Annotated in this window: 20 protein-coding genes and 1 other RNA gene; 12 read left to right on the top strand and 9 right to left on the bottom strand. The window is 56.0% G+C overall.

Going from position 1 to position 18,408, the window contains the following annotated elements; genetic code table 11:
- Positions 1-92 precede the first annotated feature (92 nt).
- The 8 genes from RBB44_RS13300 to tkt all read right to left on the bottom strand — a co-directional run bounded on the left by RBB44_RS13300 (position 93) and on the right by tkt (position 8,772).
- Positions 93-1,226: a tetratricopeptide repeat protein gene (locus RBB44_RS13300; protein WP_306147801.1), complete on the bottom strand. Its 1,134-nt coding sequence runs from the start codon at positions 1,224-1,226 to the stop codon at positions 93-95.
- Between the two features lie 7 nt (positions 1,227-1,233).
- Complete coding sequence (locus RBB44_RS13295; protein ID WP_306147800.1) at positions 1,234-1,872, bottom strand: thiamine phosphate synthase; 639 nt, start codon at positions 1,870-1,872, stop codon at positions 1,234-1,236.
- A gap of 136 nt (positions 1,873-2,008) precedes the next feature.
- The gene (gene fba / locus RBB44_RS13290; protein WP_306147799.1) at positions 2,009-3,076 is read right to left on the bottom strand and encodes a class II fructose-bisphosphate aldolase; all 1,068 of its coding nucleotides are present in this window, start codon (positions 3,074-3,076) and stop codon (positions 2,009-2,011) included.
- A gap of 216 nt (positions 3,077-3,292) precedes the next feature.
- A complete protein-coding gene (locus tag RBB44_RS13285) occupies positions 3,293-3,673 on the bottom strand; it encodes a VOC family protein (RefSeq protein ID WP_209174814.1) in 381 nt (126 codons plus the stop codon).
- A gap of 24 nt (positions 3,674-3,697) precedes the next feature.
- Positions 3,698-4,891 (bottom strand): phosphoglycerate kinase, encoded by a 1,194-nt coding sequence (pgk, locus tag RBB44_RS13280; RefSeq protein ID WP_306147798.1) that lies wholly within the window; start codon positions 4,889-4,891, stop codon positions 3,698-3,700.
- A gap of 16 nt (positions 4,892-4,907) precedes the next feature.
- Positions 4,908-5,531: a LysE family translocator gene (locus tag RBB44_RS13275; protein ID WP_133951419.1), complete on the bottom strand. Its 624-nt coding sequence runs from the start codon at positions 5,529-5,531 to the stop codon at positions 4,908-4,910.
- Positions 5,532-5,633: 102 nt separating this feature from the next.
- On the bottom strand, positions 5,634-6,644 hold the full coding sequence (gene gap, locus RBB44_RS13270) for a type I glyceraldehyde-3-phosphate dehydrogenase (protein WP_306147797.1): 1,011 nt from the start codon (positions 6,642-6,644) through the stop codon (positions 5,634-5,636).
- Positions 6,645-6,783: 139 nt separating this feature from the next.
- Positions 6,784-8,772: a transketolase gene (tkt, locus tag RBB44_RS13265; RefSeq protein WP_306147796.1), complete on the bottom strand. Its 1,989-nt coding sequence runs from the start codon at positions 8,770-8,772 to the stop codon at positions 6,784-6,786.
- A gap of 443 nt (positions 8,773-9,215) precedes the next feature.
- Between tkt and RBB44_RS13260 the strand changes: the two genes are divergently transcribed.
- The 7 genes from RBB44_RS13260 to RBB44_RS13230 all read left to right on the top strand — a co-directional run bounded on the left by RBB44_RS13260 (position 9,216) and on the right by RBB44_RS13230 (position 12,843).
- A complete protein-coding gene (locus RBB44_RS13260; RefSeq protein WP_209174937.1) occupies positions 9,216-9,494 on the top strand; it encodes a DUF4164 domain-containing protein in 279 nt (92 codons plus the stop codon).
- 6 nt (positions 9,495-9,500) lie between these two features.
- Positions 9,501-9,878, top strand: a complete 378-nt coding sequence (locus tag RBB44_RS13255) for a cell division protein ZapA (RefSeq protein ID WP_306147795.1) — start codon at positions 9,501-9,503, stop codon at positions 9,876-9,878.
- An 89-nt stretch (positions 9,879-9,967) separates the two neighbouring features.
- Positions 9,968-10,122, top strand: a non-coding RNA gene (gene ssrS, locus RBB44_RS13250) — 6S RNA.
- Positions 10,123-10,177: 55 nt separating this feature from the next.
- Entirely contained in the window at positions 10,178-10,756 is a 579-nt protein-coding gene (locus RBB44_RS13245; RefSeq protein ID WP_306147794.1) for a 5-formyltetrahydrofolate cyclo-ligase, read from the top strand.
- Positions 10,757-10,796: 40 nt separating this feature from the next.
- A complete protein-coding gene (locus tag RBB44_RS13240; protein WP_306147793.1) occupies positions 10,797-11,624 on the top strand; it encodes a TIGR00282 family metallophosphoesterase in 828 nt (275 codons plus the stop codon).
- A 96-nt stretch (positions 11,625-11,720) separates the two neighbouring features.
- Positions 11,721-12,467 carry a YebC/PmpR family DNA-binding transcriptional regulator gene (locus tag RBB44_RS13235; protein WP_040451022.1) on the top strand — a complete coding sequence of 249 codons (747 nt, stop codon included), beginning with the start codon at positions 11,721-11,723 and terminating at the stop codon, positions 12,465-12,467.
- Between the two features lie 79 nt (positions 12,468-12,546).
- Positions 12,547-12,843: a MazG-like family protein gene (locus RBB44_RS13230; protein ID WP_306147792.1), complete on the top strand. Its 297-nt coding sequence runs from the start codon at positions 12,547-12,549 to the stop codon at positions 12,841-12,843.
- Here RBB44_RS13230 and RBB44_RS13225 read toward each other — a convergent pair.
- Positions 12,832-13,593 (bottom strand): sulfite exporter TauE/SafE family protein, encoded by a 762-nt coding sequence (locus tag RBB44_RS13225; RefSeq protein ID WP_306147791.1) that lies wholly within the window; start codon positions 13,591-13,593, stop codon positions 12,832-12,834. The genes RBB44_RS13230 and RBB44_RS13225 overlap by 12 nt on opposite strands.
- 95 nt (positions 13,594-13,688) lie before the next feature.
- Here RBB44_RS13225 and ruvC point away from each other — a divergent pair, with 95 nt between their 5' ends.
- From ruvC to RBB44_RS13200, 5 genes are all read left to right on the top strand, one after another.
- On the top strand, positions 13,689-14,204 hold the full coding sequence (gene ruvC / locus RBB44_RS13220; RefSeq protein ID WP_306147790.1) for a crossover junction endodeoxyribonuclease RuvC: 516 nt from the start codon (positions 13,689-13,691) through the stop codon (positions 14,202-14,204).
- Positions 14,201-14,818 (top strand): Holliday junction branch migration protein RuvA, encoded by a 618-nt coding sequence (gene ruvA / locus RBB44_RS13215; protein WP_306147789.1) that lies wholly within the window; start codon positions 14,201-14,203, stop codon positions 14,816-14,818. The genes ruvC and ruvA overlap by 4 nt, the downstream gene beginning before the upstream one ends.
- Entirely contained in the window at positions 14,815-15,060 is a 246-nt protein-coding gene (locus RBB44_RS13210; protein WP_008196106.1) for a hypothetical protein, read from the top strand. Before ruvA ends, RBB44_RS13210 begins: the two co-directional genes overlap by 4 nt.
- On the top strand, positions 15,050-16,093 hold the full coding sequence (gene ruvB, locus RBB44_RS13205; RefSeq protein ID WP_306147788.1) for a Holliday junction branch migration DNA helicase RuvB: 1,044 nt from the start codon (positions 15,050-15,052) through the stop codon (positions 16,091-16,093). The genes RBB44_RS13210 and ruvB overlap by 11 nt, the downstream gene beginning before the upstream one ends.
- 143 nt (positions 16,094-16,236) lie before the next feature.
- On the top strand, positions 16,237-18,348 hold the full coding sequence (locus tag RBB44_RS13200; protein WP_306147787.1) for a methyl-accepting chemotaxis protein: 2,112 nt from the start codon (positions 16,237-16,239) through the stop codon (positions 18,346-18,348).
- The last annotated feature ends 60 nt before the right edge of the window (positions 18,349-18,408 follow it).

Genomic DNA, 18,408 nt, shown 5'->3' with positions numbered 1-18,408 from the left:
CAACAATGGATTGCGCCTGTCCACCATAAATGCTCGCTTCTTTCAAGGAAAAAAGCGAGCTCCGGCCACAAACAGTCGGGCAATTGCCAGGATTACGGAGAGTTCAGGTACGATTCGTCCGATGGTGCCATCAAGGTCGCGGAATACTGCTCAGCCAGCTTTCTTGCGGCAGCAAGTGTCTCGTCGTCCAGCGTTCCGAATATGCCGTCCAGTGTCGGGTCGGAAACTCCAAGTGTCCGGGCAATAAGATGCCATCCGGCAGCCGCAGCATTGTCATGCTCGCGCCCGCGGCCATACGCATAGATCCGGGCAAGCCGGTTCATAGCGACAGGGTTTCCAGCAGTTGCTGCGCGTTCAAACCAATCTGCAGCTTCGCTTTCATCGGGATCTACGCCGCGGCCCTGAAACCGGAGAATGCCGTAGTAGACTTGCGCAAAGGTATGACCTCTGCGGGCGGCGCGCCCCATCCAGAAGGCACCTTTGCCAGGATCATTGAGACCGTCACCGGATTCAAGATATGCCAAGGCGAGTGTGTATTGCGCTTCAGGATCGTTCAGTTGAGCAGCTTCTTCGAGAAGTTCCCGTGCCTTTTCCTCGTTGTAAGGCCGCCCCTCGCCCTCCTTGTAAAGCATCGCAAGATTATAGAGCGCGGAAGGGTTGTCCGCTTCGGCAGCTTGTTCGAAGAGTTCGGCTGCCTTGGCCTTGTCCTGCGGTATGGCATCGCCGAGCAGGTATAGTTGCGCGAGCTGAAGCGCAGACCCATTGTCGCCTTGTGCCGCTGCAAGACCATACCAGTCCGCAGCTTTCGCCTTGTCCTGTTTGATGCCAAGCCCTGCCTCATGGAGAACACCCAACAACGCTTGCGCGGATCGGTCGCCGTTCTCCGCGAGCGGCGTTGCCAGGGCCAAAGCGGTCAAATGCCAGCCGCGCTGGAAGGCGCTGTAGGCTGTGTCCGAGGAAGCCGTTTCCCCGTCGGCCAGAGACGGGGGGCCGGAATCGATCAGGCTGGCAATGGTTTTGTCCCGTGTCGTGACATCGACAAGTGCAGGAAGTTTCGCAGTGCCTGGAGCTTCAACTGCCGAGATATCTGCCGCCGGTGTTTCCGTTTGTCCGGATGCGGCTAAGGGCAATCCAATCAAAGCTGCAGACACGAATGCTGCCGCTGCAGTGTGCCGAACCACGGGGGTGGTGGTCAGTTTATCCATGGCCGGTTTGAGACCTCTCATACGGCTGTCAGTCAACCTCCGGGAACGGGTGCGCTTCAAGCACCGTGTTGGCATCTGAAATTGTCTTGGCGATGTCTTCAGAATCCCAGACAGCATCCTTCAGGGCAACGAAGTCGGCGCCAGTGGCCGCCACCTCGGCAAGTGTTTCAAGTGTGTTGCCCGCCAGGGCGACACAAGGTGTCTCGAAAAGTTCCGCCCACCAATTGGCACCGGACAGGGTCTTGTCGTGGGCGGTTTCTTTTTCCGTCAGATCCAGCTTGCCGAAGAACAGGTAGTCGACGCCGGTCTCTGCCCATTCCATGGCATCATGTTTCGTTTTGGTTCCGCCTGTCCCGACGACGCGGTCGGGCTGGAAGCTCTCCACGGCGAGTTTCACATCTTCAAGGGACTTGTCGACGTGGACCCCATCGGCGCCCGAGCGACCCGCCGCTTGTGTGTCGCCGTAGACCAATGCGGCTGCGCCGCCTTCCTGAATGATCGGAACAAGGACTTCTGCTGCCGCTTGAATGTCCTTTGTTGATGCATCCGGCATGTAGATCATCACACACGCGATATCACCGCCCGTGAAAGCCTGTTTGAGCTGATCTGCGACCTTTACCGTATCAAATGCAGGCGGTGTCACAAGGAAAAGGCGGGGTCGGTTCACGAAAATCTGTCCTGATGCATGATTGAGTATGGCAGCGCGTTACTGCCGTTTCTTGTCCCTAAAGACGGCGAAAGAGGGACGCAAGGCCCCTCTTTCAAGATTTTGATCTGACCAACGTGACAGATGTTGCCAATACTCAGGCGATCTTCGGATCCAGGCTACCATTCTGGTAGCGGGCCGCCATGTCGGACAGCGTGACAATTTTCTTGATCTTGGATGCTTGGCCTGCGGTGTTGAACGCTTCCAGACGGGCTACACAGAGCTTTTGCATTGCCTCACGTGCCGGCTTCAGGTATTTGCGCGGATCGAATTCGCCAGGGTTTTCCTGCAAGATCTTGCGGATCTGGCCGGTCATCGCCATGCGGTTGTCGGTATCGATGTTGACCTTGCGCACGCCGTTTTTGATCCCACGCTGGATTTCTTCAACCGGCACACCCCAGGTTTGCGGCATTTCCCCGCCATACTGGTTGATGATGTCCTGAAGATCCTGGGGTACCGTAGAGGACCCGTGCATCACAAGATGTGTGTCCGGCAGGCGGCGGTGGATCTCTTCGATCACGTGCATGGCAAGGATATCACCGTCTGGCTTGCGGGTGAACTTGTAGGCGCCGTGGCTTGTGCCCATGGCAATTGCCAGCGCGTCCACCTTGGTTTCCTTGACGAATTTTACCGCTTCATCCGGATCGGTCAGGAGCTGATCTTCTGTCAGCTTGCCTTCTGCACCGTGACCGTCTTCCTTGTCGCCCATGCCGGTTTCAAGGGAGCCGAGGACACCCAATTCACCTTCGACCGAGATGCCGCCGAGATGCGCCATGTCGGTCACGGTTTTTGTGACGCCGACGTTGTAATCCCAGGACGCAGGAGTTTTGCCGTCCGCTTCCAGAGAGCCGTCCATCATGACGGATGTAAAGCCCGCCTGAATCGCAGTCATGCAGGTTTGGGCCGCATTGCCGTGGTCCAGGTGAACGCAAACTGGGATGTGCGGGTAGATTTCGACAACCGCGTCCATCATGTGCTTCAGCATAACATCATGTGCGTAGGCCCGGGCACCGCGGGAAGCCTGAATGATCACTGGAGAATCGGTCTGGTCAGCGGCGGACATGATGGCCAGCGCCTGTTCCATGTTGTTGATGTTGAATGCCGGCACGCCGTAATCGTTTTCGGCAGCGTGATCAAGCAGCTGGCGGAGTGTAATGCGGGCCATTTATGTCTCCCAGAAGCCGGTATCGCAGCGTCCACTTTGGGGTTGTTTTACGATCCGGGTGTTGCGGTGCGTCAATCTCCGGTGGTTCTATCAAGAATCCGGCAGAGGAAAAGGGGCGAGAGGTTTCTTAAATCAATTTAATTTCAAGGTGATGCCGGTTTCTACCCGGTTGTGATTAATTTGACCTGTGAATTAATTGAGGTGGTTTTTATGAACTCAACTGCCAGCCTGGATCAGTGAGCTCACATCAATGATTGTTCCTGATGGATCGCTCAAGATCATCCGGCGTTGTCCATATGGCATGTCGCGCGGCGCTTCGATGATGTTTGCACCCAACTCCAATGCTCTGTTGTGAACAGCATCGCAATCATCAAGGACAAACGTCAAGATGATGCCTGCGGGTTGATGCCGAGCGGCCTCGGGCACAATCTCATGGCTTGCGAGAAGTATGCCGAGCTCCAAACCCGTTTGATCAGGGGCCTCCAGGTTTACAAACCAGTCAGAAGAGAACTTCGCCGTGTAACCAAAGAGCTTCTGGTAAAAGGCCGCGGTGACCGCGACCTCTTCTGTCAGGATGTTGGTGAAAGCACGTTGCATTTCAATCTCCCGAAGCGTTGTAGATCAGCTCTCCAAAGCCTTTACGCCCGGCAGTTCCTTGCCTTCAAGCCACTCAAGGAACGCGCCGCCTGCGGTCGATACATAAGAGAAATCGCTTGCAGCTCCTGCATGATTGAGGGCTGCCACCGTGTCACCGCCACCGGCAACAGAGTTCAATTTGCCGGATTTGGTGTTCTTGGCAGCGTGTTTGGCAGCCGCCACAGTCGCAGTATCAAACGGGGCGATTTCAAAGGCACCGAGGGGGCCATTCCAGACCAGGGTCTTGGCAGCGTCGATTTTAGACTTCACCACCTCAACCGACGCTGCGCCAACATCCAGGATCATGCCATCCGCAGGTATAGCGTCCACCGACACGGTTTCGTTGTCCGCGCCTGCCTTGAACTCCTTGGCGACAACGGCATCGACCGGCAGCACGATTTCGCAGCCAGCGGTCTCCGCAGCAACCATAATCTTCTTTGCCGTGTCCGAAAGGTCATGTTCGCACAGCGACTTGCCGACATTTACGCCTTTGGCGGCCAAGAAAGTGTTGGCCATGCCGCCGCCAATCACCAGCATGTCCACTTTGGCAACGAGGTTCTCCAGAAGGTCGATTTTGGACGACACCTTAGCGCCGCCTACAACAGCCAGAACAGGGCGGACGGGTTCACCAAGCGCGGAGCCGAGTGCTACTAGCTCCGCCTGCATCGTGCGGCCTGCATATGCCGGAAGCAGCTGGGCGATGCCTTCCGTCGAACCATGCGCCCGGTGAGCGGCGGAAAACGCATCATTCACATAGATGTCGCCATTGGCGGCGAGCGCTTTTGCAAACTCCGGATCGTTCTTTTCTTCGCCTTTGTGGAAACGCGTGTTTTCCATCATAAGAACCTGGCCGTTTTGCATGACCGCAACCGCGCCGGCCGCCGAGGGGCCGATGCAGTCTTCCGCGAAGCCAACGGTCTTGCCAAGCAGATCAGAAACGGCTCGTGTCACCGGCGCAAGGGACAGTTCCTTGACCTTTTCACCTTTCGGTCGGCCAAAATGCGCGAGCAGAATGACCTTGGCGCCTTTCTCGGAGAGTTCTTTGATTGTCGGTAGAACCCGTTCGATACGGGTTGTGTCGGTGACTTTGTAATTGTCCATCGGAACATTGAGGTCAACGCGAACAAGGACGCGTTTGCCTGAAAGATCGGTGATGTCGTCGAGTGTCTTGAAAGTCATGAGATCCACCTAGTTGTCAGGGGCGGGTTGAACTGGTTGTAACAGCGATACCGATCCCGAAAAGGGTCAAGAGAACGCCGAAGGACCGTTCCATCCAGAGTTTTGCGCGGATGAATTGCTGGCGCACTGGCGGCAGCGTGAAGAAGAAAGTGACGAGCACGAACCAAAGGAATACGCCGCTTGCCATGATCACGCCATAACTGACCTTGGTCCAAAGCGGTGTTTCCGGGGAGGTGACCTGCAGAAAGACGCTGAGAGCGAACATTGTTGCCTTGGGATTGGTCACGTTGGTGAAGAAACCCCAGCGCAGAGCCTTTAGCGGGGGCATACCAGCAAGCGCGCTGTCTGCCGGCATTTCCCTTGAAGCTGTCCGGTACATGGTGACACCTAGAAACACCAGATAAGCTGCGCCGATGAGCTTGAGTGCATTAAAGAGAAAAATGGACTGCGAGACGATGAGGCCAATTCCGGCGAGGGCGTAGGTAACGTGAACGCCTAAAGCGAGGGCGATGCCAAGTGCGGTCATGATACCGGCCAAACGGCCACCGATGAGCGCGTTGCGAAGCACAACGGCGAAGTCGGGGCCAGGAACGATCGCAACGACAATCGTTAGTGAAATTACAGTGAAAAGCTCGAGCAAGCGTGCCCCCAGGTTGGATGTTTTAAGCAAACAAAAAGCGGATGCAGGAGACCTGCATCCGCCTATATGTCATAGCAGATGGCTGCCCATCCAGACCATGTTTTAAATCAGTTTTGCCATGGCGATGGCCGTGTCCGCCATCCGGTTGGAGAAGCCCCACTCGTTGTCATACCAGGACAGCACCGACACCATTGTCCCGTCCATGACCTTGGTCTGATCCATATGGAAGATCGACGAGTGCGGGTCGTGGTTGAAGTCGATGGAGACGTTCTTGTCTTCAGTGTAGCCGAGCACGCCTGTCAGGGCTCCGCCCGCTGCCGCTTTGACTGCAGCATTGATCTCTTCAACAGTGGTGTCGCGTTTGGCGATGAACTTGAGGTCAACCACAGAAACATTCGGGGTTGGAACGCGCATTGCGAAGCCGTCCAACTTGCCGTTCAGTTCTGGCAAGACGAGACCGACAGCTTTCGCTGCACCGGTTGATGTCGGGATCATGGACATGGCCGCAGCGCGGGCGCGGTAAAGATCCTTGTGCATCGTATCCAATGTCGGCTGGTCACCGGTGTAGGAGTGAATGGTCGTCATCATGCCTTTTTCGATGCCGACGGAATCGTGCAGGACCTTGGCGACCGGTGCCAGACAATTGGTGGTGCAGGATGCGTTGGAAACGACAAGGTCTTCAGCCGCCAGCGTGTCATGGTTGACGCCGTAAACAATTGTCTTGTCGGCGCCAGACGCCGGTGCAGATACGAGGACGCGCTTTGCGCCAGCATCGAGGTGTGCGGCAGCCTTTTCCTTCGAATTGAAAATGCCTGTGCATTCCATGGCGATGTCGACACCCAGTTCTCCCCAGGGAAGATCTTTCGGGTCGCGGATCGCGGTGACCTTGATCGGTTTGCCGCCGTCGATGGAAATCGTGTCACCGTCAACTGTGACCGTTGCCGGAAATTTGCCGTGAACAGAATCGTAGCGCAGCAGGTGCGCGTTGGTCTCAACCGGGCCGAGGTCGTTGATGCCGACGACCTCAATGTCAGCGCGGCCAGATTCGATAATGGCACGCAGAACGTTGCGGCCGATGCGGCCAAAGCCGTTGATTGCTACCTTGGTTACCATAGTATTCTCCCGCATTTGGGGCCAGCTTAGGCCCTGCGCCTATCAATAGGTTACTATATCTAATCGATTTAAAAGGCAAAATAATTGCCAAAAAGTCCCGGCAGCGTGCAGAGCCGCTGCGCTGCCGGGAAACGTTACATCAAACGTTGAGCTTTTCCTTGGCCGCAGCAACTACAGCATCCTTCGTGATGCCGAAGTGCTCGTACAATTCCTTGTAAGGCGCGCTGGCACCAAACCCGGTCATGCCAATGAACAGACCGTCATTGCCGATGAACCGGTCCCATCCCATGCGGATGCCGGCTTCGACGGCGATCTTGACCGGGCTGGAGCCGATGACGGCCTCTTTGTAGTCTGCAGACTGTGCTTCGAAGAGTTCGAAGCTCGGCACGGAAACAACGCGAGCGGCAACACCTGAGTCCGTCAGTTCCTTATGCGCGTCAACGGCGATCTCCACCTCAGAACCTGAGGCAAAGATTGTAACGGCTGCGTCGTCTTCGCTTTCGATCAGAACATACGCGCCATTTGCGCTCAGGTTCTTCTCTTCAAAAGTCTTGCGCTGGGACGGCAGGTTTTGGCGTGTCAGGGCAAGAACGGAAGGTCCATCCTTGTTCTCCAGCGACAATTGCCAGCATTCCAGTGTCTCGGTGATATCAGCCGGACGGAAGAACGTCAGGTTCGGGATCGCCCGAAGCGCTGCGAAGTGTTCAACCGGCTGGTGGGTCGGGCCGTCTTCCCCCAGACCGATGGAATCGTGCGTCATGACATGAATGACGCGCTGGTTCATCAGGGCTGCGAGGCGGATTGATGGACGGCAGTAGTCGGAGAAAATCAGGAACCCGCCGGAATAGGGGATCAGGCCGCCATGCAGGGCCATGCCGTTCATCGCGGCTGCCATGCCGTGTTCGCGAATGCCGTAGTGGATGTAGCGGCCTGAGAAGTCATCCGGGGTAACCGGATTGGTCTGCGCCGTTTTGGTGTTGTTGGACCCGGTCAGATCGGCAGAACCACCGATTGTTTCAGGGATAACGCCGTTGATGACACCAAGGACAGCCTCGGATGCTTTGCGCGTTGCCATGGTCGGCTGCTCTTCGGCAAGCTTCTTCTTGTAGTCGAGGACAGCCTGCTCAAATCCTGCCGGAAGATCACCACGGTTGCGGCGTTCAAATTCGGCTCGGGTTTCGGTGTCCGCATCGTTGAAGCGTTTCTGCCAATCCTTGTGAGCGTGGGCCGAACGAAGGCCGGCAATGCGCCAGGCGTCCAGAATTTCGCTTGGAACCTCAAATGGCTCATGCGGCCAGTTCAGTGTCTCGCGGGTACCTGCGATTTCCTCAGCGCCGAGGGGAGCGCCGTGCACCTTGGCCGTACCGGCTTTTGTCGGGGCGCCGAAGCCGATGGTTGTCTTCGCTGCGATCAGTGTTGGTTTGTCGCTGGCCTGTGCCTGCCGGATTGCAGCCGCGATGCCATCAGGGTCGTGCCCGTCGACATTCAGCGTGTTCCATCCAGAAGCAGCAAAACGGGCAACCTGATCCGTGGAATCCGTGATGCTAACAGCGCCGTCGATCGAGATGCCGTTGTCATCCCAGATTACGATCAGTTTGTTCAGTTTCAGGTGACCTGCGAGCGACAGGGCCTCCTGACTGATGCCTTCCATCAAGCAACCGTCGCCGGCCAGAACGTAGGTATAGTGATTGACGAGATCCTTGCCGAAACGCTCTTCTTGCAAGCGCTCCGCGATCGCCATACCGACGGCATTGCCGAGCCCCTGACCCAGCGGGCCTGTGGTCGTTTCGATACCCGCACCATGACCAAATTCCGGGTGACCGGCGGTCTTTGCGCCGAGTTGACGGAAGTTTTTCAATTCTTCGAGCGGGAAGTCTTCATAGCCGAGCAGATACAGCAGGCTGTAAAGCAGCATGGATCCGTGACCCGCTGACAGAACAAACCGGTCGCGGTCAGCCCAGTTCGGCGCGGTCGGGTCAAACTTCAGAAATTCTGTAAAAAGGACAGTGGCGATATCGGCCGCGCCCATTGGCAATCCGGGGTGTCCGGATTTGGCCTGTTCCACGGCATCAATGGCAAGAAAGCGGATTGCATTCGCCATGCGCTGGTGTTTTTCAAGATCGCTCATCTGTGTCCCGTCGCTTGCGTTGGAGCCCCTGCCGCCAGCGTGGACCGTCCGGCGTGGAGTTGTAAGGTGCGTTGTTTCTTTAAAGGCAACTGTTGTCAGTTCCGATCAGGCGCCAGACAAATATCAGGAACGGTCAGCGAGTCAATAAAGCCCTGAATAGCGAAAGAGGGAATAAATTCCGCATTTGGGGGTTATCGAATTGAGGAAACTAACAATGGTGCCATTGACGGGAAGAATATGGTGCACCTAATCTCAGCTGCCGGGGCCGGATTTACCTTTTTTGATTTATCAGGTTGCCAGGGAAAGCGCGAAACCCGCTGGTTGTTTGCGGACGCTGCTTTTTTTATGCAAAAAGCTACGTTGAGGGTAAGGCATAACACAAAGCGGCAAAAACCGCTCCAAGAGGGATTGAGGTGACGCTTTATATGGCGGAAGTCGATGTCATGGAAAAGACGAGCCTGTCCGATGCCGTAAAGCGCCTTGAATCCGCCCTCGGCCAGTTGGAGACTGCCGTCCAGCGCCGCTTGGATGCAGACCGTTCTCTCAATTCCCTTCAGGATGACCTTCAGCGTATGGGAGAAGACAGGTCTCAGTTGGCTGCCTCTTTGGACGAAAGTGAAGCGCGCGCGTCCCGGCTTGAAGAAGCCAACAAAGATGTTTCCCGCCGGTTGGTAACGGCCATGGAAACGATCCGCAGCGTTTTGGACACCCACGGAGGCTGATGCGGTTTGGCTCAGATTAGCGTAACCATCAATGGCAAGTCCTTTCGGATGGCGTGTGATGATGGCGAAGAGCAGCGCCTCGAAGGGTTGGCTGCGCGGTTCGATGGCTGGATTGGCGAGCTCAAATTGGCCTTTGGTGAGATCGGTGATCAGCGCCTGACTGTGATGGCCGGCATCATGGCAACCGATCAGTTGTCGGAACTGGAACGTAAAGTTACACGGCTTGAGCAGGAGTTGGCGGCAGCCAAGGATCAGCAAGTGGCTGCCCTCAACAATATGAGCCAGAATGAACAGGATCTTTCGAGAGCCGTAAACACCGCTGCGGCGCGCATCGAAAGGCTTGCCGACGGACTTACGAAGAGCCTGCGAACGGCCAATGACTGAGCGGCCAAATCCGCCTTGTCCAAGACTTCGTTTGTGATCAACGCGGCGCCGCACTGGTAATTGCGCAGGCGTGCCTCTATATGCAGTAATCGTGGCTGCCCGATTTGTCAGGACACTTATCCCCGGGGCCTTACGCATTCCTTAGGGAGCTGTCCCTGCTTTGGGCCGTGGTCCGTTGCATACGGCGCCCACCTACTTTGTAGGTTCTCCGGGATTGCACATCCAACGGTCGGGTGGCTACGCAGCTTGAGCATGTCTCGTTCAAGCCGGGCCGGTCAAAACAGATGATGTGAGCGCCCATGACTTCAAATCTTTCACTCGCAGACGAAAAACATCAGCTCCGCAAGGAAGCTTTGGCGCGCCGCAAGGCTATGGCCGAGGTCGTGCGGATCGAGAAAAGCTTGGCGCTTGCCGATCACGTTTCTGATCTCCCGATCCCGGAGGGGGCAATTGTCGCAGGCTTTTGGCCGATCCGGGACGAGATTGATCCGCGTCCGCTGCTAGACCGTCTTCGTCAAAACGGCCATACCTTGTGTTTGCCGGTTGTCGCAGACCCTCATTTGATTTTCAGGAAGCTGGACCGGGGCTGTGCAATGGAAGATGCCGGTTTTGGCACGATGGCACCTGGACCAGAAGCACAGGAGCTGCGGCCGGATGTTCTGTTGATGCCGCTTGCGGGGTTCGACCGGCAGGGCAATCGGATCGGGTACGGCAAAGGCCATTATGACACCGCGATTTCTGCTCTTGAGAAATCAGGGCCGCTTCTTTGCATTGGCCTTGCGTTTGCCTTGCAGGAGGTCGAGCTTGTCCCGGCAGAAGAGCACGACAAACCCCTCGCTGGGATATTAACGGAAGACGGCTACCAATCGTTCTGCTAATGGATGGCCGTTTGGCAAAGTCGGCGTGCTGTGAGGTTTGATGCGTATTCTTTTTCTGGGGGATTTGGTGGGCCGTGTCGGCCGAACGGCAGTCATTGAACAACTGCCGGACCTAGTAGAAGAACAGCAGCTCGATTTTGTCATCGTCAACGGCGAAAACTCCGCATCCGGTTTCGGCATAACCGAAGCGATCCTCCAAGACGTGTTGGATGCTGGTGCAGATGTGGTGACCACCGGCAACCATGTGTGGGACCAGCGGGATACACTTGTCTACATCGAACGTCAGGACCGTTTGCTGCGGCCGGTCAACTATCCGGCCGGGACGCCTGGCCGGGGCGCGCATCTTTTTACAGCGCGCAATGGCGCCCAGGTCATGGTCGCGAACGTCATGGGACGTGTCTATATGGATGCACTCGATGATCCGTTTGCGGCAATAGACAAAGTCGTCTGCGACTGTCCGCTTGGGGATGTTGCTGATGCGATTATTATTGATGTTCATGCGGAAGCCACCAGCGAGAAACAGGCGATGGGCCATTTCCTGGACGGCCGGGTTAGCCTGGTGGTTGGCACGCATACGCATGTTCCGACGGCAGATCATCAGATTTTGGAAAACGGCACGGCCTACATGTCGGATGCCGGCATGTGCGGTGCATATGACAGCGTGCTGGGCATGGATAAGGAAGAGCCGGTCAATCGCTTTCAGCGCAAGATCCCAGGTTCCAGATTTACGCCGGCGACAGGTGCCGCGACCATTTGTGGTGTAGCGATCGAAACAGATGATCGGACCGGACTGGCCCAAGCGATTGCGCCGGTCAGAATTGGCGGGCGTCTTGAGCCGGTCCTGCCGCCATTCTGGGCCGCAAGCTAGTTCCGAATTTTCAGGAACTGGATTTTCCGCGTCAACTTGCATATAAGCGGCGCAGTTTTCGTTAAAAGCAAATCCGACTGAGAGCCGAGAAGAGCCATGGCAGGCCATTCAAAATTCAAGAACATCATGCACCGCAAGGGGCGTCAGGACGCCGTTCGTTCCAAGATGTTCTCCAAACTGTCCAAGGAAATTACTGTCGCAGCGAAGATGGGCGACCCGGATCCGGACTCCAACCCGCGCTTGCGCCTGGCGGTGAACAACGCCAAAGCTCAGTCCATGCCGAAAGACAACATTCAGCGCGCAATTAACAAGTCGCAAGCTGGTGATGCTGAAAGTTATGACGAAATCCGCTATGAAGGTTACGGTCCGGCTGGCGTTGCTGTTGTCGTTGAAGCCCTGACAGATAACCGCAATCGGTCGGCGTCCAATATTCGATCCTACTTCACCAAGTGTGGCGGGTCTCTTGGCGAAACCGGTTCTGTGTCTTTCATGTTCGACCGTGTTGGCGAGATCATCTACAAGCCGGAAGCTGGCGAGGCGGATGCTGTTCTTGAAGCGGCCATCGAAGCTGGTGCCGAAGACGTTCAATCCGATGAAAACGGACACACGATCTACACGGCATTTGAAGATCTCAACGATGTCGCAAAGGCATTGGAAGAGGCGCTTGGCGAAGCAGACTCCACAAAAATCATCTGGAAGCCGCAGAACCTAACACCAGTTGATGCTGACAAGGCCCAAACGCTGATGAAACTGATCGACATGCTGGAAGACGATGACGACGTCCAGAACGTCTACACCAACTTCGATGTCGATGAAGAAACCATGGCAGAACTGGCCTCTTAAGGTCTTTGAAACACCGATTGTCAAACCCCGGATTTTCCGGGGTTTTTCTTTTTGATCATTGAATCCAAGGCTCAGCGATATGTTCCAGATTTTCGAACTCACCCAAGCGGATCCGAAGTCTCTCCTTCAGCGCGCCTTGAAATTGTCGGAGGAGACCGGCGAGTTGGCCGAGGCCGTGCTTTCAGTCACCGATGCGCCCGGAAGTGCCTACAAAGTGCACACCCTTCACGATGTGCGCGAGGAAGCGGCCGATGCGGCATTGGTTGCCTTAAGTGTTTTGGCTCAAACGTGCAAAACTTCGGAAGAGTTTTCGGCAGAACTAGACCGTTTGATGCGAGAAAAGTCTGCCAAGTGGCAGGCGAAACTAACGGAGTAGGGGGTCTAGTAGTGGCAGGCTGGTAATGGCTGCAATGGCGATGAGCAGGTTTGCGATCCATCTGTATGTCCACTGATTTGAACCGGTAAAGCCCTTGGACCCGAGATAAAGCGCAATTCCGTATACCGGTATGGCGAGGACGAGAAGCCGGGCGACCTCAACCGTGAAAAATCCATTCAGTATGTAGGCGACAAATGTTCCTATGCTTGCCAGCGGGAAAAACATAATGAGGTTGGCGCGGATGACTGGTGTGTCGTTCCTGCCGGAAAGCCAGAAAGCAGCAACCGGCGGAGCAGAGACTTGTGAGACACCGCCCAGAACTCCGGACACTGCTCCAACGCCAAATGAAACCTGAGGTGTTGGGTGTTTCTGATAGCGCCAACCGGACACCACGAGCGCCAGGGTGCCTGTGACGACAGCACTGATTATCCAACGCAAGGTCAATACATCCATAGTCGCCAGAAACCACGCTCCGGCATGGACAAATAGGACAGATCCAATCACTGCAGGAAGCACCGTCGACCAGTCACACAAATGGATCGCCCGGCGGACCAGAGGCAAGGAGACGATGCTGTCGATAAAGAGAAATGTGGCGGCCGCCGTTGAGGGGAGCATCACACTTGCGGCGACCGGTATGAAAATCATTCCTGCGCCAAATCCTGCAAAGCCTCGGATATATCCGGCAACAAACAGGACCGCCGCCAGAAAAACCAGCAACTGCGGGGAAAAAGACGCCAGAATGTCGAACATGCAATCTCGCAATTTGCGGAAAGGCGCTGTGGGAAATGTTCGTAAGCAGCGCTTTAGCTGGCGTCAATGGGCAAGTTTTGTTACCGATTTGTTCCATGACACATGCGATTCGATTGCTGGGCATAGACCCCGGCCTCCGGCGGACCGGGTGGGGCATGATCGAGGCGGCTGGAAACCGGCTCTCCTTCATTGCCTCAGGGACGGTGACTTCCGATAACAAGAAGAGCCTTGCAGAGCGCCTGGTCGAGTTGCATGACGGGTTGACCGCTGTTGTGCGTCAGCACAATCCGGCAGAGGCCGCCGTCGAGCACACCTTTGTCAATAAGGATGCAGGGGCAACTCTGAAGCTCGGTCAAGCGCGCGGCGTGGCGCTTCTTGTTCCTTCGCTGGCCGGGCTATCGGTCGCGGAATATGCTCCGAACCTGGTGAAGAAAACTGTGGTCGGGACCGGGCACGCGGAAAAAGAACAGATTCGGGCCATGGTGAAGGTCTTGATGCCACGGGCGACCTTCAATTCAGATGACGCAGCAGATGCACTTGCGATTGCCATCTGTCATTCCCAGCACCGGGCGAGCACGGCTGCGCAACTGAAAGCCTTGGGGGCAGCATGATCGGGAAACTGAAGGGAACAATCGACAGTTATGGAGAGGATCACGTGATCCTTGATGTTCATGGCGTGGGGTACCAGGTGCATTGCCCGTCCCGGATATTGCAAGCGCTGCCGCGGGCTGGGGAGGCTGCCGTTCTGTTTATCGAGACAATCGTGCGCGAAGACATGATCCGCCTTTACGGATTTGCAGCGGAAGCCGAACGGGAATGGTTCCGCATCCTGATGACGGTGCAGGGCGTTGGTGCAAAGGTGGCGCTGGGCATACTCGGGATTTTGAAGGCAAGCGAAGTTGCCAATGCGATCGCGCTGGGCGACAAGGCCACGATCTCGCGTGCGCCAGGTGTGGGCAAGCGGGTCGCAGAGCGGATCCTCAGCGAGCTGAAAGACAAGGCGCCCGGCTTTGCGAGCATTGATCAAGATACGATTGCTGTCTCTCAAACGGTGGCGGACAATGTGGCGGCTCGTCCGGTGGCAGAGGCCGTATCGGCCTTGACAAATCTTGGTTATGGGCAACCTCAAGCAAGTGCCGCTGTTGCCAAGGCGATGCAGTCTGCAGGCGAAGATGCGACAACGGAAACCTTGATACGTCTTGGGCTGAAGGAGCTCGCGGGATGATTGTTTTTACCTATGCCGTTATTGCGATTTCTTTCGTCGTGCTTGGGATCGGCGGGATCATGTATCTGGACCATCGGTTTTCTCTGACGGTTGGTGATCGGCCGTTTGCGATCAAGGGGCGCCGGATCGAGACCGATGATCCTTTTGTCCGGAAACAGTTCCGGAAATTCTATGCTATCCGGGTCGCCTACTCTCTGTTCCTACTCGTCTTGTTGTTCGTGGTGGTCAGCCATGTCGGATGACCAGCGCATCGTCTCTCCGGAAATCCGGGGCGATGAGATCGACAGCACAATGCGCCCGCAAGCGCTTGATGACTTTGTCGGCCAGGCGCAAGCCCGTGCGAATCTGAAGGTCTTCATTGGTGCGGCCAAGGCGCGTGGGGAAGCGCTGGACCACGTCTTGTTCGTCGGGCCTCCCGGGCTCGGAAAAACAACCCTTGCGCAGATCATGGCGCGCGAACTTGGCGTGAACTTCCGGGCGACTTCCGGCCCGGTCATTGCCAAGGCGGGTGACCTGGCAGCTCTTCTGACAAACCTGGAAGAGCGCGACGTTCTTTTTATTGACGAGATCCATCGACTCAATCCGGCCGTTGAGGAAGTCCTTTATCCTGCGATGGAAGACTATCAACTGGATCTGATCATCGGAGAGGGGCCAGCCGCGCGCTCAGTAAAGATTGATCTTGCGAAATTCACACTGGTTGCAGCCACCACACGTCTGGGACTTCTCACAACGCCTCTGCGCGACCGGTTTGGTATTCCGGTGCGTCTTGAGTTCTATACGGTGCCGGAGCTGGAGCACATCGTAAAACGTGGCGCGTCCATCCTTGGGATTGGTATGGCGGAAGACGGTGCCCATGAGATCGCAAAACGGTCCCGCGGAACGCCCCGGATCGCGGGTCGCCTGCTGCGCCGGGTTCGGGACTTTGCAGTTTTTGAAGGTGCTGAGAAGGTCGACCGAGCGTTGGCGGATAAGGCCTTGCGGCAGCTGGAGGTCGATGGCGCCGGGCTCGATAGCCTGGATCGGCGCTATCTCAATCAGATCGCCGTCAACTTCGGCGGTGGCCCGGTTGGGATCGAGACCATCGCAGCCGCCTTATCGGAGCCGCGCGACGCGATTGAAGAAATCGTGGAACCCTACCTAATACAAAACGGATTTTTGCAGCGGACACCGCGTGGACGCATCTTGACGCCAACCGCATTCTCGCATCTTGGTCTTGCCGTGCCGTCGCGGCCGGATGGGCCGCAAATGGGTTTGTTCCTCGATTCTGATCCGTGACCCTTAAACCGAGCGTTCGGCAGACATTTACCCTTGAGCAAATGCTTCTAAAGATGTCTGCAGTTTTAACGGTAGGGATTTTTACTAGTTAACCAATAATTTCCGATTCTTTCCTAGGGTTCGCTCGAATTCTGGGGGGACCTATGCGTAAGCGGCTTTCAACTAAACTTGCTGTTATGTTCTTGGCCGGTGCACTCACAATGTGCATCGCGATTGTCACAGTTACATCGACGCTCTCGCGTGATGTGGCCAATGGTCAGGCGGATGCCGCTTTGCAAAGCGGAACAAAGGCGAAATTGAAAGTCGCTGAACTCGCCTTGGGTCAGGCAGCTGACAGCGCCAAGTTCTTTGCATCGCTCGAAGATGCCAAGAACAGCCTGATGAAAACGCTGGTTGGCTGGAAGAACCTCAAAGAAGGCCAGAACGCGATCCTGCGCGGGATCTACGTCACCAACAACCCGCATTCTCCGGACGAGCGGCACTTGCTGATCGAGCCTGCGGAAGGGAACCAGTACACGAACAACCACAAAGTGGTGCACCCGATCTTCCAGGATCTGGTCAGCCAGGGTGTTTTCTCGGATGTAGCGCTGGCAACTCCGGATGGGGTGATCACTTACACGTATGCGAAAGGCGATGAGTTCGCGTTTCACATCGGCGATGCTGAAATCTCCGGGCACCCTGTGCAAATCGCATTCAGCCCACTGTTCGACGCGGTGGCGAATGAGACGATTGAAGCGGGTCAGATCTTCACGTCGGGTTTCATGACCGGGGAAGACGGCAAAGTTTCCATGATCATCGCTACACCGGTTTTCTATCTCGACCGGTTTTTCGGTGCCGCGGCCTTCTCTGTGAACATGGCAAACTTCGCAAACCTGGTCAGCGGATCTGGTGAACTTGAAGATGGCGAAAAGGTATTCCTGATTGATACTGCCGGGCAGTTGGTCGGTCTGGACGCGGCAGGGGCTGCTGAAGTTGTCCACGACAAGCAAACGGTCTATGCGGGCAATGAAACACTTGTTTTGGATGGAAACGACTATCGGTATGCGGAAGCTGACGCCTCATTCGCAAACATGCCTTACGGGATTGTGGATGCTGTTCTCCAGACCAAGCTGTCTGCTGCAGCCGACCGGATTACCTATGGCGCGGTCATTTCCGGGTTCTTGTGCCTGGTGCCAATCGTTGGTGTCATCTGGTGGGTGACAGGCCGGATGTTTGCCCCGCTCCAAGGACTATCTGCGGCAGCGCGGCAAATTGCAGACGGTGATCTTGAAGTCCCTGTGCATGCGACCGAACGCTCGGATGAGATCGGCGAGATGGCGCGCTGTATTGAAGTCTTCAAAGACAACTCGGTTGAGCGCGAGAGGTTGGCTGCTGAACGGAAAGTTGGCCATATTGCTCGCGAAAAGCGCGAGAAACATATCGATGCGTTGATCAATGGGTTCCGCGCAGAAGCCCAAGGCGTTCTGGAGTTGGTTGAAGCCAATATTGGCCGGGTTGAAGCCGTCACGGCAGAATTGCGTGAGCGATCTGGAGCTGCAGCAGATGAAGGACAAACTGCTGTGGTGTCGTCCGAAAACGCATCTGCAAATGTGCAGGCTGTTGCCTCTGCAACAGAAGAACTGAATGCTTCGATTTCAGAAATCTCCCGCCAGGTCGAAACCACGGCCGGCATCGTGGCTCAAACAACCACTGCTGCGCAGGTGTCTAACGGTAAAATTTCTGGGTTGGCTGAAGCTGCCAACCGGATTGGTGACGTTGTCTCCCTGATCTCCGAGATTGCCGAACAGACCAATCTGCTGGCACTCAATGCGACGATTGAGGCCGCACGCGCTGGTGAGGCGGGCCGCGGGTTTGCTGTTGTTGCTTCTGAAGTGAAGTCGCTTGCGGGGCAAACGGCCAAGGCGACCGAAGAGATTTCAACGCAGATTGCAGCCATTCAGGCGTCCACCACAGAGGCGGTCGCGGAAATCGCGCGTGTTTCGGAGTCCGTTGGTGAAGTCAATGAGTACACATCCACCATCCAGGATGCGGTACAGCAACAAGGCGCTGCGACGAACGAAATTTCCAGAAACGTCGCCGAAGCTGCCGATGGGACCCGTTCTGTTGCCACCACGGTTGCGTCTCTCAACGACGGTGTTACTGAGAATTCTCGCGCGGTTGATGACATGTTGTCCGCGACGATCGAGATGAAACAGCAGGCAGATCGCTTGAGAGGATCTGTCGAAAAATTCCTCAATGAGGTTGCGGCGGCCTGACCGTCTTCCTAAATCAATAGAGTTATGGGCTTTCCGGTTTTTAGATCGGAGAGCCCTTTT

Source organism: Roseibium sp. MMSF_3247 (assembly GCF_030733765.1).
In the GTDB taxonomy this organism is placed as follows: Bacteria; Pseudomonadota; Alphaproteobacteria; order Rhizobiales; family Stappiaceae; genus Roseibium.
Note: the sequence above shows the minus strand (reverse complement) of the source record. Positions and strands in the feature narration are given on the sequence as shown.

Bases quoted from the DNA above. Each gene is read 5' to 3' on its own strand.
- RBB44_RS13285 (WP_209174814.1), bottom strand. From the start codon at position 3,673: ATGCAACGTGCTTTCACCAACATCCTGACAGAAGAGGTCGCGGTCACC.
- RBB44_RS13260 (WP_209174937.1), top strand. From the start codon at position 9,216: ATGGAAAAGACGAGCCTGTCCGATGCCGTAAAGCGCCTTGAATCCGCC.
- ruvC (WP_306147790.1), top strand. From the start codon at position 13,689: ATGACACATGCGATTCGATTGCTGGGCATAGACCCCGGCCTCCGGCGG.
- RBB44_RS13235 (WP_040451022.1), top strand. From the start codon at position 11,721: ATGGCAGGCCATTCAAAATTCAAGAACATCATGCACCGCAAGGGGCGT.
- RBB44_RS13225 (WP_306147791.1), bottom strand. From the start codon at position 13,593: ATGTTCGACATTCTGGCGTCTTTTTCCCCGCAGTTGCTGGTTTTTCTG.
- RBB44_RS13300 (WP_306147801.1), bottom strand. From the start codon at position 1,226: ATGAGAGGTCTCAAACCGGCCATGGATAAACTGACCACCACCCCCGTG.
- fba (WP_306147799.1), bottom strand. From the start codon at position 3,076: ATGGCCCGCATTACACTCCGCCAGCTGCTTGATCACGCTGCCGAAAAC.
- RBB44_RS13210 (WP_008196106.1), top strand. From the start codon at position 14,815: ATGATTGTTTTTACCTATGCCGTTATTGCGATTTCTTTCGTCGTGCTT.
- RBB44_RS13200 (WP_306147787.1), top strand. From the start codon at position 16,237: ATGCGTAAGCGGCTTTCAACTAAACTTGCTGTTATGTTCTTGGCCGGT.
- ruvA (WP_306147789.1), top strand. From the start codon at position 14,201: ATGATCGGGAAACTGAAGGGAACAATCGACAGTTATGGAGAGGATCAC.
- gap (WP_306147797.1), bottom strand. From the start codon at position 6,644: ATGGTAACCAAGGTAGCAATCAACGGCTTTGGCCGCATCGGCCGCAAC.
- RBB44_RS13240 (WP_306147793.1), top strand. From the start codon at position 10,797: ATGCGTATTCTTTTTCTGGGGGATTTGGTGGGCCGTGTCGGCCGAACG.
- tkt (WP_306147796.1), bottom strand. From the start codon at position 8,772: ATGAGCGATCTTGAAAAACACCAGCGCATGGCGAATGCAATCCGCTTT.
- ruvB (WP_306147788.1), top strand. From the start codon at position 15,050: ATGTCGGATGACCAGCGCATCGTCTCTCCGGAAATCCGGGGCGATGAG.
- pgk (WP_306147798.1), bottom strand. From the start codon at position 4,891: ATGACTTTCAAGACACTCGACGACATCACCGATCTTTCAGGCAAACGC.
- RBB44_RS13230 (WP_306147792.1), top strand. From the start codon at position 12,547: ATGTTCCAGATTTTCGAACTCACCCAAGCGGATCCGAAGTCTCTCCTT.
- RBB44_RS13245 (WP_306147794.1), top strand. From the start codon at position 10,178: ATGACTTCAAATCTTTCACTCGCAGACGAAAAACATCAGCTCCGCAAG.